At 67.0% G+C, this 14,715-nt stretch carries 10 protein-coding genes; 4 read left to right on the forward strand and 6 right to left on the reverse strand.

Features of this window, described 5'->3' with window-relative positions; all coding sequences use genetic code 11:
* Positions 1-17: 17 nt before the first annotated feature.
* The 4 genes from AC5P5R_RS21045 to AC5P5R_RS21060 all read right to left on the reverse strand — a co-directional run bounded on the left by AC5P5R_RS21045 (position 18) and on the right by AC5P5R_RS21060 (position 6,903).
* Entirely contained in the window at positions 18-2,126 is a 2,109-nt protein-coding gene (locus AC5P5R_RS21045) for a phosphocholine-specific phospholipase C (RefSeq protein WP_495226440.1), read from the reverse strand.
* 8 nt (positions 2,127-2,134) lie between these two features.
* Positions 2,135-4,513, reverse strand: a complete 2,379-nt coding sequence (locus tag AC5P5R_RS21050) for a TonB-dependent receptor (protein WP_012479746.1) — start codon at positions 4,511-4,513, stop codon at positions 2,135-2,137.
* Between the two features lie 120 nt (positions 4,514-4,633).
* Positions 4,634-5,560: a c-type cytochrome gene (locus tag AC5P5R_RS21055; RefSeq protein WP_100438075.1), complete on the reverse strand. Its 927-nt coding sequence runs from the start codon at positions 5,558-5,560 to the stop codon at positions 4,634-4,636.
* Entirely contained in the window at positions 5,557-6,903 is a 1,347-nt protein-coding gene (locus AC5P5R_RS21060; RefSeq protein WP_012479748.1) for a c-type cytochrome, read from the reverse strand. Before AC5P5R_RS21060 ends, AC5P5R_RS21055 begins: the two co-directional genes overlap by 4 nt.
* A 183-nt stretch (positions 6,904-7,086) precedes the next feature.
* Here AC5P5R_RS21060 and AC5P5R_RS21065 point away from each other — a divergent pair, with 183 nt between their 5' ends.
* Positions 7,087-8,202: an alpha/beta fold hydrolase gene (locus tag AC5P5R_RS21065; RefSeq protein ID WP_099485099.1), complete on the forward strand. Its 1,116-nt coding sequence runs from the start codon at positions 7,087-7,089 to the stop codon at positions 8,200-8,202.
* Between the two features lie 81 nt (positions 8,203-8,283).
* Here AC5P5R_RS21065 and AC5P5R_RS21070 read toward each other — a convergent pair whose 3' ends face one another.
* The gene (locus AC5P5R_RS21070; protein WP_099485100.1) at positions 8,284-9,423 is read right to left on the reverse strand and encodes an MFS transporter; all 1,140 of its coding nucleotides are present in this window, start codon (positions 9,421-9,423) and stop codon (positions 8,284-8,286) included.
* Positions 9,424-9,607: 184 nt separating this feature from the next.
* Between AC5P5R_RS21070 and AC5P5R_RS21075 the strand changes: the two genes are divergently transcribed.
* On the forward strand, positions 9,608-10,303 hold the full coding sequence (locus AC5P5R_RS21075; RefSeq protein ID WP_164281757.1) for an alpha/beta hydrolase: 696 nt from the start codon (positions 9,608-9,610) through the stop codon (positions 10,301-10,303).
* A gap of 131 nt (positions 10,304-10,434) precedes the next feature.
* A complete protein-coding gene (locus AC5P5R_RS21080; protein WP_100438076.1) occupies positions 10,435-12,639 on the forward strand; it encodes a TonB-dependent siderophore receptor in 2,205 nt (734 codons plus the stop codon).
* A gap of 44 nt (positions 12,640-12,683) precedes the next feature.
* On the opposite strand, the gene AC5P5R_RS21085 is transcribed toward AC5P5R_RS21080, so the two are convergent.
* Positions 12,684-13,385: a pirin family protein gene (locus AC5P5R_RS21085; protein WP_100438077.1), complete on the reverse strand. Its 702-nt coding sequence runs from the start codon at positions 13,383-13,385 to the stop codon at positions 12,684-12,686.
* A 140-nt stretch (positions 13,386-13,525) separates the two neighbouring features.
* On the opposite strand from AC5P5R_RS21085, the gene AC5P5R_RS21090 reads away from it, so the two are divergent.
* Positions 13,526-14,446 carry a LysR family transcriptional regulator gene (locus AC5P5R_RS21090; protein WP_005409044.1) on the forward strand — a complete coding sequence of 307 codons (921 nt, stop codon included), beginning with the start codon at positions 13,526-13,528 and terminating at the stop codon, positions 14,444-14,446.
* The last annotated feature ends 269 nt before the right edge of the window (positions 14,447-14,715 follow it).

Raw genomic sequence — 14,715 nt, forward strand, 5'->3', positions numbered from 1 at the left:
CGCTCTACAGAGATCCTTCAATCCTGCTCGAACCGCAGTGGTTCGCTGCCCATCGCCGGGTCACTCGTGCCGGGGCGCCCATCCTCGGCGCGACCGGCCAGGCGCAGCATGCTCTCGCCCGCGCCGATCTGCAGGTCATACCAGCCCGCCGTGGGCGTTGCGTCCCACGCCAACGCGGTTTCTGCGTGTGCGGGTAGTACCAGCGCCTGATCGGGCATGTGCCCGGCATAGGCACCAGGCTGCACACGCACCTGCTGCGCGCCGTCACCCAGGTTGCGCAGCCGCAGCCGCAGTTGGCCATCCGTGCGATCAATTGAAGCCTGCAGCGCAGGATCCTTGGCCGCCCCCTGGAAGTGGCGGTGGAAGCCGTTCGGGCCCAGCAGCCACAGGTCATAGCGGCCCTGGGCATCAAGCGGCCAGCGCTCGCGCAGCGCCATGCCCGGGAGCAGCGTGTAGCGGCGCGGCACCGCATCCAGCCGCAGCCGGTCGTAGACATGCAGCACTGCCGCCGCGCCTTCGCAGGATAGCGCCAGATCCACGCCCGAGGCGTCCACCGCAACCATCGATGCCTGCGGCCGATAGGGCAGGGCGCGCGCCGGGCGTATGCCGACTTCCTGCTTCCCTGGTTTCAGCCCCTCCGGCAGCGCCGGCACGGTTCGCCCTGGCAACGCAGCGGCGCGTGCGGCCACCGCGCTCACGTCGGGCAGGCCGCGTACGAACGGGCGGGTATCGCGCTGGGCGAAGTCGAAGGCGTTGCTGAGGTCGCCGCAGACCGCGCGGCGCCACGGCGAGATATCCGGTGCGGGCACGCCAAAGCGGCGTTCGATCAGTCGAATGACCGAGGTGTGGTCGTAGACCTGCGAGTCGACCCAGCCACCCCGACTCCACGGCGAGATCACATACAGCGGCACGCGCGGGCCCAGTCCATACGGGCGGCCGCGCAGTTCGGCGGCATCGTACTTCTCGTCGCCCGGTGCGGGATGGCGGTGGTATTCGCCCTCGGTACTGACCGAGGACGCACCCGCCCAGCCGCCATCCACCGGCGAAGGCGGTGCCGGTGGCGGCATGTGGTCGAAGAAGCCGTCGTTCTCATCGAACATCAGCAGCAGGGCGGTGCGGCTCCAGACTTCCGGATCGGCAGTCAGCGCATCCAGCACGCGCGCGGTATAGGCCGCGCCCTGCGCCGGACTGGAGGGTCCGGGGTGCTCGCTGCCGGCCGCGTCGGCGATGATGAAGCTGACCTGCGGCAGGCGCCCGTCGAGTACGTCCTGGCGTAGCTGTGGCAGGCCACGGGTGCTGACCCCGCGTGCGCGCAGTTGCGGGTCATGCCCGGGTGCAGCACTGTACGCCCGACGGAACGCCTCGAAGCCGGCCAGCGGGTTGTCGGTGAAGTTGTCCGCCATGTCCTGGTAGATCTGCCAGGACACGCCGGCCTTCTGCAGGCGCTCGACATAGCTGGTCCAGCGGTATGACGCCGGATGCCCGCCGTGTTCGGGGAAGTTGTCATGCGAGTTGGCGATCAACGGGCCGCCGGCGCGGGCCTGTGCATCGTTGTGGCCGGTCCACAGGAACACCCGGTTCGGGTTGGTGCCGGCCTGCATCGCGCAGTGGTAGGCGTCGCAGATCGTGAACGCATCGGCCAGCGCGAACTGGAACGGCATGTCGCTGCGCTGGAAGTAGCCCATGGAGTGGTTCTGCTTGGCCTTCGGCCAGTGCCCCATGCGGCCGTGGTCCCAGGCGCGCTGCGCATCGGGCCAGGTGTGCGGCGTGCCTTCCACCCGCATGTAGCCGAAGTGCGCGGCGGTATCCAGCGGGAACGGTGCGATCGCCCGCGTGCCACTGGCATCGGGCTGCAGCCACAGGTTGCGCGCGCGGCCACCGGCCTGCAGCGCGGGGGCCGGGGCCACGAAGCGGTCACCGAAACCACGTACGCCCGGCAGCGTGCCGAAGTAGTGGTCGAACGAACGGTTCTCCTGCATGAACACCACGATGTGCTGCAGGTCTTCGAGGCTGCGCGTCTGCGCGGCGGGGGCGATCGCTGCGGCCCGGGCGATGCTGGGCAGCAGCGGAGAAAGGCCGGCGGCAACGCCGGCCTGCAACAACCGGCGTCGGCCGATATCGGTCACGGGCTCACTCACAGGTCCACGCGGAAGGAGATGCCGACGGTGCGCGGGGCGCCGATGAAGGCGTTGTCGCGGCCGTCCACCCCCGCAAGATACCGCTTATCGGTGAGGTTGCTCACCACCAGGTTGGCACCCATGCCCTTCAGGCGCGGCGACAGGCCCTGCAGGTCGAAGCCGATGTTGGCGTTGAACACGGTGGCCGAGGGCAGCTTGTTGACGTTGGCGGCATCAAGGTAGCGCGTGCCCAGGTACCGTCCGGAGAGGCCGAAGTTCCAGTTGGCGCCCTGCCAGTCGGCCGACAGCACCAGGGTGTTCTCCGGCTGGCCGATCACCTTGGCACCGTCGACGATGCCGAGCTGCGTATCGCGTGCGGCATTGCCACTGCCCAGGTATTTGGAGCGGTTGTAGGTGTAGGCCGCGTTGATCCGCCAGCCATTGTCCCACCCATAGCCGAACGCCGCTTCCAGGCCGTTGCTTTCCACGCCACCGAAGTTCTCGTAGACGCCGTCGGTCTCGCCCAGGTAGTCGATGCCGCTGACGAAGCCCGCCGGCAGGTAGACGATGCGGTTGTCGAACTTGATGTTGTACAGGGTCACCGAGGCGGTCAGCGGCCAGCGGCTGATGCGCATGCCCACTTCGATGTTGTCGGCGGTCTCCGGTTCGACATTGCGGAAGCGCTGCGGGTCGGTCTCGCCAAGTACGCCTGAAGGAATGGCGGCGAAATTCTGCGAGAAGCCGGCGAACAGCTCCATGCCTTCCACGCCCGGTGCCCAGGTGAAGCCGGTGGACAGCAGCGGATCGGACCTGGAATCGGATTTGACGTGCTCGCTGGCACCGATCACGCGGCGGCGCGACTGGTCGACGAAGAACTGCTTCACGCCCAGGCGGGCACTGAACGGCCCGAAGCGGGCCACGTCCTCGACGTAGTACATCTGCTCGTCAACCTTGTACTTGTCCTCGAACTGCACCCAGTACGGCTGGTGGTCGAAGGCGATGTCCTGGCCGACATTGAGCAGGCGGTGCCAGTCACGGCGTGCCGAACGGTCCAGCTTCTCCACCCACAGGCCGCCGCGGATCGTGTTGTCGATCGCACCGAAGGTCTGCCGCCATTCGACGTCGGCGGTCACGCCCATGCGGTCGTTGTCGTAGTGGGTGTGGCGGTAGGACTGCGCGCCCAGCACGTTGCCCGCGTAGCAGTTCGGATCGTACTCGGCGGTGAAGCCCAGGCGCGGGGTGCAGCTGGCCAGGCGCTGCGCGGCGCTGCCATCGGGATTGACGAAGAAGATCTGGCCACGGTTGCTGCCGCCGTACACGGTCTTGCCACCGAGATATTCCGATTCGGGGCGGCCCGCACCCTCATCGCTGACCTGCGCCAGGTAGGGTGGCAGCCAGTCGCCACGACCTTGCATGCGGTGCCCGTAGGCGGCCACCGAGGCCTTGAACCCGTTGCCGCCGTCGAAGGCCGCACGCAGGTAACCAAAGGTGTTCTCGCGCAGTGCACGCGAGCCGGAACGGTAGTTCTGGTCCAGATACGGAATGCCGGTGAGGGTGCCGACCAGGTTGTCGCGATCCGGATTGGTGGCAAAGCCCTTCGGTGAGACGCTGGTGTATTCCGGCTCGTCGGCATCGTTGTAGGACAGGTAGCCGGTCAGGGTCCAGCGATCCAGTTCGGTGATGAACTTGCCGGCGATGTGGTCGTTGCTGGCGTGGCCGGTGCCGTCGATCCAGTCGTGCACCTTCGACGAGGAGGCGCTGATCCACGCGCGGGTGTGGCCGCCGAGCAGGCCGGTGTCGTAGCGCACGTAGTACTTGCGCGCATCGTTGTCACCGGCGCCGACCACGAAGCGCAGGCGGCTGTCCTGCAGCGGATCGCTGGTGAGGAAGTTGAGCGTGCCGCCCAGTGCTTCGTTCGAGCGCGAGGAGATGTCAGCGGTGCCTTGGCTGACTTCCACCGTCTCCAGGTCGAGGGTGTCGATGTAGCGGTTGGCCAGCGAGCCGCCGCCGTAGCCGGAGCCGCCGTTGGGCAGGCCGTCGATGGTGGTGCCGATCTGCTGGGTGTCGCGGTTGGTGACGAAGCCACGCATGCTGATCTGCGTACCCCACACCGACGAGCCGGTGGCATCGGCTTCGCTGACCACCACGCCAGGTACCTCGTTGAGCGCGTCGTTGACGCTGCTCATCACGGTCTGCCGGTTCAGCGTTTCCGCACGCACCGAAGTCTTCGCATAGCTGGTGGCCTGGCCGATCACCTGTACCTGGTCGAGGGTACGCGCATCGCTGCTGCGCGCTTCGCCCGTATCGCCCTGCGGTGCTTCTGCGAGGGCGTCCAGGGTGGGGGCGATCAGCAGGGCAAGCAGCGAAACACGGGGAAAGCGCGCAATCGTTCGCATCGATACCGGACCTTGGGGGGAGAGAAGCCCCCGAGTGTCGACAGCACCAATGACATCGACATGACGTAGAGATGCAGGAACCGTGTTGTGTGACGGCCGACGCCCCCGGCCGCCTGCCTGTCAGTACCGCGCGTCCTTGGGTTTCGGGTCGCGTGGCCAGTCCTTGGCCTTGTTGGCGAAGTCCGGGCGCGGCTGGTTGATGAAGTAGCTGGCGATGTCCACCGCATCCTGGTCGGGCATCATCTGCTGCCCAAGCGGGGGCTCGCGGGTCACCGCCGGTGGCATGTTGTGCTTGACGAAGCCGGCGGCCTTGTACAGGCGCGCCATGCCGGCGCCGATGTTGAAGCTGTGGTCGCCCCATAGCGGCGGGAAGGCGATGTCACCGCTGTCGTCGCGCCGTCCTTCGCCGTTGTCGCCATGGCAGGCGGCGCACTGCACGGCGTACAGCGCCTGGCCGCGGACCGGGTCCGGGGTCAGCGTGCTGTCGATCGGTCCCTCACTGGGGGCGGCTACCTTTGCACCTTCTGGCACAGGACTGCTCAACCACGTCATGTAATCGAGCATCGCGCGCATCTGCGGCGAGTCCTTCGGCAGCGGCTTGCCGTTCATCGAACGCTGCAGGCAGCCGTTGATGCGCTCGGTCAGCCCGATCACCTTGCCCGGACGCGGCATGTAGCGCGGATAGGCGCCGCCGCCGGTATTGAAGTAGTGATTGCCGAAAGGCCGCTTGCCCTCGGCCATGTGGCACGAGTTGCAGTTCAGATCGTTGCCGACATTGTCCGGCAGCAGCCGTGCGGTCTCGTTGAGGATACGGCGGCCGAGCATCACCGATTCGGCATTGCCGAGCCCGGCGATTTCTTCGGCGCTGGGCGCATGGTAGTGGCCGACCACCTTGCCCTGCGCATCGAGGATATCGATCGTGCTGGCCACGGCGGCATCCAGGTCCGGGTACAGATGACGGTAAGCGAGGGTACCGGCGCCGGCCAGCAGCACGAGGGTGATCGCACTGCCGATCAGCAGGCGGGAACGCGTGCGCGAACGTTTCATCGTGCGGCCTCCTGCGGAACGTAGTGCACCGGCTTGTCGCGCACCACCCGGCGCATGCGCGCCACGTCGACCTCGCTCACGGCACTGGCCTGGTTGCCCCAGCTGCTGCGGATGAAGGTCAGGATCTGTGCCAGCTGCGCGTTCGGCAGCTGCTCGAAGCCCGGCATGGTGAAGGCCATGCGGTCATGCGGGGTATGCGGCGTGCGGCCGCCGATCAGGGTCACCTGCACCAGCGAGCTGGGGTCATCGGCGAACACGATCGAGTTGCCGGCCAAGGCTGGATAGACGCGCGGCATGCCGCGCCCGTCGGCGCGGTGGCAGGCCTGGCAGTGCTCGGCATAGGCCAGCGAACCGGCCACGCGGTAGTCGCCGCTGCGCAGTGCGGCGGTGGTGGTGTCGGTACCGGGCGACCACTGTGCGCTGCGTCCTTCGCGGGCGGGCAGCTGCTTCAGGTAGCGGGCCATCGCCAGCAGGTCGGCGTCGGACAGGTACTGCGTGCTGTGCTCGACCACGTCGGCCATGCCGCCGAACGCCGCCGATCGATCGGTGCGGCCGGTACGCAGGAAGTCGACGATCTCGCCCTCGCTCCAGCTGGCCAGGCCGGTCGATTCATTGCGCAGGTTCTTCGCATACCAGCCTTCCAGCACCGAGCCGGACAGGAACTGGCGGCTGCCATCATCGGCCATCGCCTTTTCCTGGAACGCCAACCCGCGTGGCGTGTGGCAGGCACCGCAGTGGGCCAGGCCTTCCACCAGTTCGGCGCCGCGCTGCTGGCTGGCATCCAGCGACGGATCCGGGTTGAACGTGCGCGGGCGTGCGAACAGCAGCTGCCACCAGGCCAGTGGCCAGCGCATATTGGCCGGCCACGGGATCGTGCTGTCGGCGTTGTCCTGCTTCACCGGTTGCACCGAGCCCATGAAGTAGGCGTACAGCGCCTTGATCTCGGCGTCGCTGGCGATCACGTACGAGGCGTACGGCATGGCCGGATACAACGGCTGCCCATCGTGGCGGATGCCGCGACGTACCGCGCGCTCGAAGTCGGCGTAGTCGTAGGCGCCAATGCCGGTGTCCGGATCGGGCGTGATGTTGGTCGAGTAGATCGTGCCCATCGGCGTCTGCATGCCGAGGCCACCGGCGAACGGCTTGCCGCCGGGCGCGGTGTGGCAGGCCGCGCAGTCGGCCGCGCGCGACAGGTATTGTCCCTGCGCGATCAATGCCGGATCGTGGATGTCGACCTGCGCGGCCTGTCGCGGTGCGAACCAGTAGGGCGTGGTGCGGGCGACGCCGTAGGCGGCGGCCAGCGTGGCGGCCAGGGCAATGGCGAGCTTGAACGAGGTGCGCATGGCGGCACTGTGGGCAATCCCGCGCGCGCGTTCATTGATCCGGATCAATGACTGAACAGATACAGCTTGTACACCAAGCTGAATCGTTCCTGCGTTGTCATCAAGCCGTCATCCATGCGCGATAGATGGCCCACGCGCGCGTCGCTAACCTGCCACGCTGTCGCGCCTTTTCCCCGATTGCCCATGAAGCGCCTGCTGTGGTTGCTGGCGTGCGCCGGCCTGTGGCTGGCTGCATGCTCGTCCTCGATCAATGCCTCGTCCACCTCGCTTGCCGATCGGCTGATCGCGCCGGGTGGCGTATCGACCCTGCTCGATCGTCCGCGCATTGCCGCGGCCATTGCCGAACTGCCCAATCGCCACGGCTTCGCGCCGGGCCGCGATGGCGTGCCGATCTTCTGGCGTGTGTTCGATCCTGGCGATTACGGCGCGCGTTACCACTACCTGCCGCAGCGCCACGAGAACGGCCTGCCGCTGGATACCGGCCTGAGCCTGGCAGTACCGCAGCCGTTCCGCGCGCAGGCACCGCGCGGTACCGTGGTGCTGCTGCACGGCTGGATGATGAACGGTGATTCGATGCTGCCGTGGTCGTTGCAGTTGGCCGAATCCGGCTACCGCGTGGTCACGCTCGACCTGCGCAACCATGGACAGTCCGGTACCGGGCCGTCGGGCTATGGCACCTATGAATCCGACGATGTGGTGGATGTGATCGGCGAGCTGCGCGCGCGTGGTGAAGTCACCGGCCCGCTGTACCTGTTCGGCGTGTCCTATGGCGCCGCCACAGCGGTATTCACCGCCGACAAGCTCGGCGACCAGGTGGAAGGGGTGGTGGCGATGGAATCGTTCGCCAATGCCGGTGTGGCGATCCGCACGATGATTCCACACCTGATGGGACTGCAGCCGGAAGGCCTGAAGGCGCAGGCGATGGCGTCGTACGCGCGCTGGCGCTACGGCGGCCAGGACATCAACCAGGTGATCGCCGCCGCCAGCCGCCGTATCGACGTCGATCTGGACCGCGTGGATGTAGCGCGCGCGCTGGCCGATACCCACGCCTGCGTGCTGCTGCTGCACGGCCAGGGCGACCAGCACATTCCGGTCAGCCAGGGCCGCGAACTGGCCCAGGCCAATCCGCGCGCGCATTACATCGAGATGCGCGGCGAGGACCACATCACCCTGCCGCTGCGGCTGGACCTGCTGGCCGGCGTGGTCGATGACTGGATGGCGCGCGACGAACACCACCCGAAGAGCGCCTGCCCGGCCCCACAGCTGCCGGCCCAGGCCGAGTGGCTGGCCCACCGCTGAAAAAAGGGGACGGAGGGGATTAAGTCGTTTCCCGCACAGCTGGGCCATAAACGACTTAATCCCCTCCGTCCCCTTTTTCTGTCAGGCCACCCGTCGTGCCAGCGAGCGGGCAGACGCCGCGACGCCCAGCAGCAGCGCGGCCACGCACAGGAAGGCGAAGCCGAGGCTGGTGCCGTGTGCCAGTGCACCGATCGCTGCCGGACCGGCAAGGATGCCGGCGTAACCCAGCGTGGTGACTGCGGTGATGGCGATGCTCTCCGGCATCACCCGCTGCTGGCCGGCCATCGAGAACAGTGCCGGCACGATGTTGGCGCAGCCCAGCCCGACCAGTACATACCCCGCCAGCGCCACCGGGAACGAGGGCACCAGCGTGGCCAGGGTGAAGCCTGCTGCGGCGGTGATGCCGCCGAAGACCAGGGTGCGGGTGCGGCCGAGGCGCTCGACGATGCCGTCGCCGAACAGGCGCATCGCGGTCATCGCCAGGGTGAACAGCGCGAAGCCGGCGCCGGCCTGGTCACGCGGCACTTGCCGCACTTCGGCCAGGAACACCGCGCTCCAGTCCAGCATCGAGCCTTCGGCGAGGAACACCACGAAGGCCAGCACGCCGATGAACAGCACCACGCCGTGCGGCAGCGCCAGCAGTGGGCCTTCGTGCAGGATCCGTTGCGGGCGCCAGTGCGGCGCCGACAGCACCGCGACCAGCAGCAGTGCCGCCACCGAAACCAGCGCGGCCAGCCACAGCGGTGTACCCAGGATCAGCAGGCCGGTCATGCAGCCGGCGCCGACGAAGCCACCGATGCTGTAGAAGGCGTGGAAGCCGGACATCATCGCGCGCCCGGCGTCGCGCTCGACCGCGACCGCCTGCATGTTCATCGCACAATCCAGCGCACCGACGCCGGCGCCGAACACGAACAGCGCCGCGCCCAGTGCCACCGGCGAAGGCGCCAGCACCAGCAGGGGCAGGGCGCACAGCATCATCGCGCAGGTGATCACCATCACCCGGCGGCAGCCCAGTCGCCCGGTCAGCGCACCCGCCAACGGCATCGCCAGCAGTGAGCCGAGCCCGAGGCACAGCAGCACGGCGCCGAGGCTGGCGTCGGACAGTCCGGCCTTGGCCTTGGCGTAGGGCACCATGGGCGCCCACGCGGCGGTGGCGAATCCGGGAATGAAGAAGGCGGCGCGGGTGGCGTGCTGCTGGGCACGTGGGGATGAAGGCGTCATGCGCGATGCGAAGCTCCAAGGGACGTTTATGGAAACGTTTTCAGGTCGGCTCGGCAAGTGCCATGCGCGACATCGGGCGACGCATACGATTGCAGTGACCCGATTGCGTCACCAGCGATTAACGCCACGCGCGGACAGTGGCTGCACGGTCTGCATTCCGCCGGCCGCTGCCGGAGACCTGTACATGAGCACGACACCGACCATCCTCCTCGTCCACGGCTTCTGGGGCGGGGCCGCACACTGGGCCAAGGTGATCCTGGAACTGCATCGCAACGGCCACGACCGTGTGCAGGCGGTGGAACTGCCACTGACCTCGCTGGCCGACGACGCAGGGCGCACCCGGAAAATGATCCGGCAGATTGACGGGCCGGTGCTGCTGGTCGGCCACTCCTATGGCGGCGCGGTGATCAGCCAGGCCGGTAACGAGCCCAACGTGAAGGGCCTGGTCTACATCGCCGCGTTCGCGCCTGATGCCGGCGAGAGTCCCGGTGGCATCACCCAGCAGCACCTGCCGGAGGCGGCGCCGAACCTGACACCTGACAGTGATGGCTACCTGTGGCTGCGTGCGGACAAGTTCCATGAGAGCTTCTGCCAGGATCTGAGCGAGGACGAAGGCCGGGTGATGGCCGTTACCCAGAAGGCACCGCTGGCCAGCACCTTCGGTGATGCGGTCAGCGACCCGGCGTGGAAGCACATGCCGAGCTGGTACCAGCTGTCCCGCCAGGACCGCATGATCGCGCCGGAAAACCAGAAGGCCATGGCCGCAAGGATGCAGCCCAAGCGCCTGCTGGAGCTGGATGCCAGCCATGCCTCGCTGGCTTCGCAGCCGAAGGAAGTGACCGCGCTGATCCTGGAGGCCTGCGCCGCCATCGGCGGCTGATCCCGCGCCAGCACTCCGCGCGACAGCCGCGGCGCAGGGGAGTACACTCCTGCGCCGCGGCTGTCCGGCCGCGTCCCTCTCTTCCCTCCAGCCGCCGCCAGAGGATCCCACCCTATCGTGGAGGTCCTGCCGTGCTGTCTGTGCCTGTTGTCCCTACGCCGTCCCCCTTGCCGCGTCGCCGCGCGTTGCCGCAGGCGCTGGCCCGGGGTTTGCTGATCGCTGCTCTGGGCAGCAGCGGTATTGCTGTTGCGCAGTCCAGTACGGATCCAGCCAAGGATTCGCAGGCGCCTGCATCACAGACCCTGCAGACCGTGCAGGTCACGGCCAACCTGCTCGGTACCATCACCGAGGGCAGCGGCGCCTATACGCCCGGCACTATTGCCACCGCGACCCGCCTGGTGCTGACGCCACGGCAGACCCCGCAGACCATCAGCGTGATCACCCGCGCCCAGATGGATGACTTCGGCCTGCACGGCATCGATGACGTGATGCGGGTGACCCCCGGCGTCAGCATCGTCACCTACGACAGCGAACGCACCGAGTACTACGCGCGCGGCTTCGCGATCCAGAACTTCCAGTACGACGGCATTCCGATGTCGCGCAATTCGGCGTACTCCGCCGGCAACACGCTCAGCGATACCGCCATCTACGACCGCATCGAGGTGCTCAAGGGCGCGACCGGCCTGTTGACCGGCATGGGCGATCCGGGTGCGACCATCAATCTGGTGCGCAAGAAGCCGGGCAAGGACTTCGCCGGCAGCGCCTCACTGGGTGTCGGCCGCTGGGACGACTACCGCGCCGAGCTCGATGTCGGTGGTCCGCTGACTGCCGATGGCCGCGTGCGTGGCCGTGCCGTGGGGGCTTGGGAAGACAAGCACTCCAACCTGGACAACTACCAGCGCACCAGCAAGGTCGGCTATGCCGTGCTGGAAGCCGATCTGGGCGAACGCACGCTGCTGTCGGTTGGTGGCGACGTGATGGACAGCGACCCGAAGGGGTCGACGTGGGGCGGCATTCCGCTGCTGGACAGCGCCGGCAACTTCAACCGCATGCCGCGCTCGTTCAACAATGGTGCGCAATGGGCCGGCTGGCGCCAGTACGTGCGTACCGGTTTCACCACGTTGGAGCACACGTTCGCCAACGATTGGATCGCCAAACTGCAGCTCAACCACCAGGTCAACGGCTATGACGCCGCACTGGCCGGTGCCGCCGCCGGCAATCCTGATCCGTTGACCGGCGAGGGCGTCAGCCTGTGGCTCGGCAAGTACGTCGGCAAGACCGTCAGCAATGCCGCCGACTTCTATGTGAGCGGGCATTTCGGTCTGTTCGGGCGAGAGCATGAGCTGGTGGTCGGTGGCAGTGCCTCGCGCAAGCGCTGGACCAATACCGGCTACGGCCCGCAGGCGGGGTTCCCGGATACCGTGCCGGACTACAGAAGCTGGAATGGCGACATTGCCGAACCGCAGTGGCAGCGCACCTATGACAACAATGAAGTGACCCGCGAGAATGGGCTGTACGTGGTTGGCCGCTTCGACGTGGCCGATCCGTTGAAGCTGATCGTCGGCAGCCGCCTGGCCAGTTACCGCTCGCCGGACACGCGCGAGACCGGCGTCCATGTGCCCTATGCCGGCGTGGTCTACGACCTCGGCGAGCATTACTCGGTGTATGCCAGCTACAGCACCATCTTCAAGCCGCAGGGCGAGCGTGACGAGCAGGGCAAGGCACTGGATCCACTGGAGGGCCGCAGCTACGAGGTTGGCCTGAAGGCTGAGTTCTTCGATGGGCGCCTCAATGCCAGTGCGGCGCTGTTCCAGCTTGATCAGGACAACTTCGCCCAGCCCACCGGTGGCAAGACACCGGATGGCCAGGATGCCTACCGCGCCTTGATGGGCGTGCGCACCAAGGGTTACGAGCTTGAAATGTCGGGTCAGCTGGCCGAGGGCTGGCAGGTGCAGGGTGGGTTCTCCCACAAGATCGCCCGCCAGGCGGGCACCAAGGTGACCACGCTGGAACCGGAGAGCCAGTTCAGCCTGCACACCCGCTACCGCCTGCGTGGCGCTTGGCAGGGGCTGACGCTGGGTGGTGGCGCACGCTGGCAGGATTCGACTTTCGGCGAGATCACCAACCCGGCCACGCGGGCCAAGGTGGTGCATCGCACGCAGCCGTACTGGTTGCTTGATGCGATGGCGCGCTACCAGTTCAACGATCGCCTGTCGGCCACGGTCAACGTCAACAACCTGCTCGACAAGCGTTACTACACGATCTTCAACTGGTACAGCACCTACACCTGGGGTGAGCCGCGCAACGTGCGGTTGAGCTTGAATTACAGGTTCTGACGCAGATGCGCCCGCGATGCTCTGCAGCATCGCGGGCGATGTGGTTACAGCGGCAGGTCGAACACCAGCACTTCGGCATCGTTGCCGTTTTCCAGCGTCAGCTGGGCTTCGTCGCTGACCTGCAGCGCATCACCGGCTTCCAGGGTGATGCCGTTGACCTGCAGCTGCCCACGGGCCACCTGCACATAGGCGCCACGACCGTTGCCAAGCGCATGGTGCAGCTTCAGGCCGCCATCGAGGATGGTGGCGAAGATGCGGGCATCCTGGTGGATGCGCAGCGAACCATCGGCACCGTCCGGCGAGGCGATCAGGCGCAGCTGGCCGCGCTTGGTTTCCGGGGCGAAGTGGGTCTCCTCGTACGACGGCGTGATGTTCTCGGTGTCCGGGAAGATCCAGATCTGCAGGAAGTGCACGGTCTCGTCGGCCGAGTGGTTGAACTCGCTGTGGGTGACGCCGCTGCCGGCGCTCATGCGCTGCACGTCGCCGTAGCGCAGCACTGAGCCGGTGCCCATCGAGTCCTTGTGTTCCAGCGCACCGCCCAGCACGTAGGAGATGATTTCCATGTTGCTGTGGCCGTGGGTGCCGAAGCCCTGGCCGCCGATCACCTTGTCTTCGTTGATCACCCGCAGCGGGCCGAAGCTGACGTAGCGCGGGTCGTAGTAGTTGGCGAAGGAGAAGGTATGGCGCGAGGACAGCCAGCCATGCTCGGCCAGGCCACGGGTAGCGCTCTTGCGGATCTGCAGCATGATGGAATCTCCTTGTTCGATGGTTTCGATGGGGCGGGGTGGGCTGGTAGCCGCTGTGTTTCCCCGTTGGAGAGAAGTATCCGCTTGCGCCTTGGGTTTGAAAAACGGATAGTTTTGACAGCCATCATCGAAAAATTCGAATGCTCAAGCTCAGCCTCGATGCCCTGCAGATCCTGGATGCCATCGACCGCCGCGGCTCCTTTGCCGGCGCCGGCAAAGCCCTGCACAAGGTGCCCTCGACCATCTCCTACACCGTGGCCAAGCTGGAGGAGGACTTGGGCGTTCAGCTGTTCGACCGGGTCGGTCCGCGCGCCGAGCCGACCGAGGCTGGCCGCGCGCTGCTGGACGAAGGCCGGCACCTGCTGCGCGCCGCCCGCGAGCTGGAACTGCGGGTGCGCCGGGTGGCGTCGGGCTGGGAGACCGAACTGACGCTGGCGGTGGATTCGGTGTTCCCGACCTGGCTGCTCGGCCCGGATATCGCCGCGTTTCGCGAGGCCGAGGCACCGACCCGGCTGCGATTGATCGGCGAGGCCCTGTCCGGCACCTGGGAGGCCCTGCTGGACCGCCGTGCCGACCTGCTGGTCGGCGCGCCGGGTGAGGGCCCCAGTGGCGGTGGTTACGTGGTCGAGCCGCTGGGCACGGTGGAGTTCGTGTTCGCGGTCGCGCCCGGTCATCCGTTGGCCGCAGTGCCGGGTGTGCTGGGTCGCGAGCAGCTGGTCGAGCACTGCGCGATCGCGGTCTCTGATTCCGCGCGCAGGCTGCTGCCGCGCACGGTCGGCTTGTTGATGGGGCAGGAGATGCTGACGGTGCCGGACATGGCCAGCAAATTGAAGTTGCAGTGCGAAGGCGTGGGATTCGGCTTCCTGCCCGAGCCGTGCGCACGCGCTGCGGTGGCGCGCGGCCAGCTGGTGATCCGCGAGGTGGAGGAACACAAGCCGGAAGAGACCTTCTGGCTGGCCTGGCGCACCGGAGAGGATGGCGCCGCACTGCGCTGGTGGCGCGAGCGCCTGCGCAGGCCGGAGCTGTTGTCGCAGTGGTGGCAGGCGATGGCCAGGGGGTAGGGGTTTGGCAGGGCTGCGCCCTGCACCCGCTACGATCCAGAGCAACAGCGACAGCAACAGCAACAGCAGAAGCTGGTTTCCTGAGGGATGGCGGGGTGGGTCCGGTTGCGGGAGACGCCGTAAACCCGTCCTTGAAGTGACCCCCGGGAGTTGGACGTCAGATCCAACCCCGAGGGATACATGAACAGATATGACGCACGTTTCAAACTGCAGGTCGCCAAAGAGGCCTGCAAGACCTCCACATCGGTCAAAGCCATTGCCCGTCGCCA

The sequence above is a fragment of the Stenotrophomonas sp. YJH_SMC_19 genome (genome assembly GCF_059367915.1).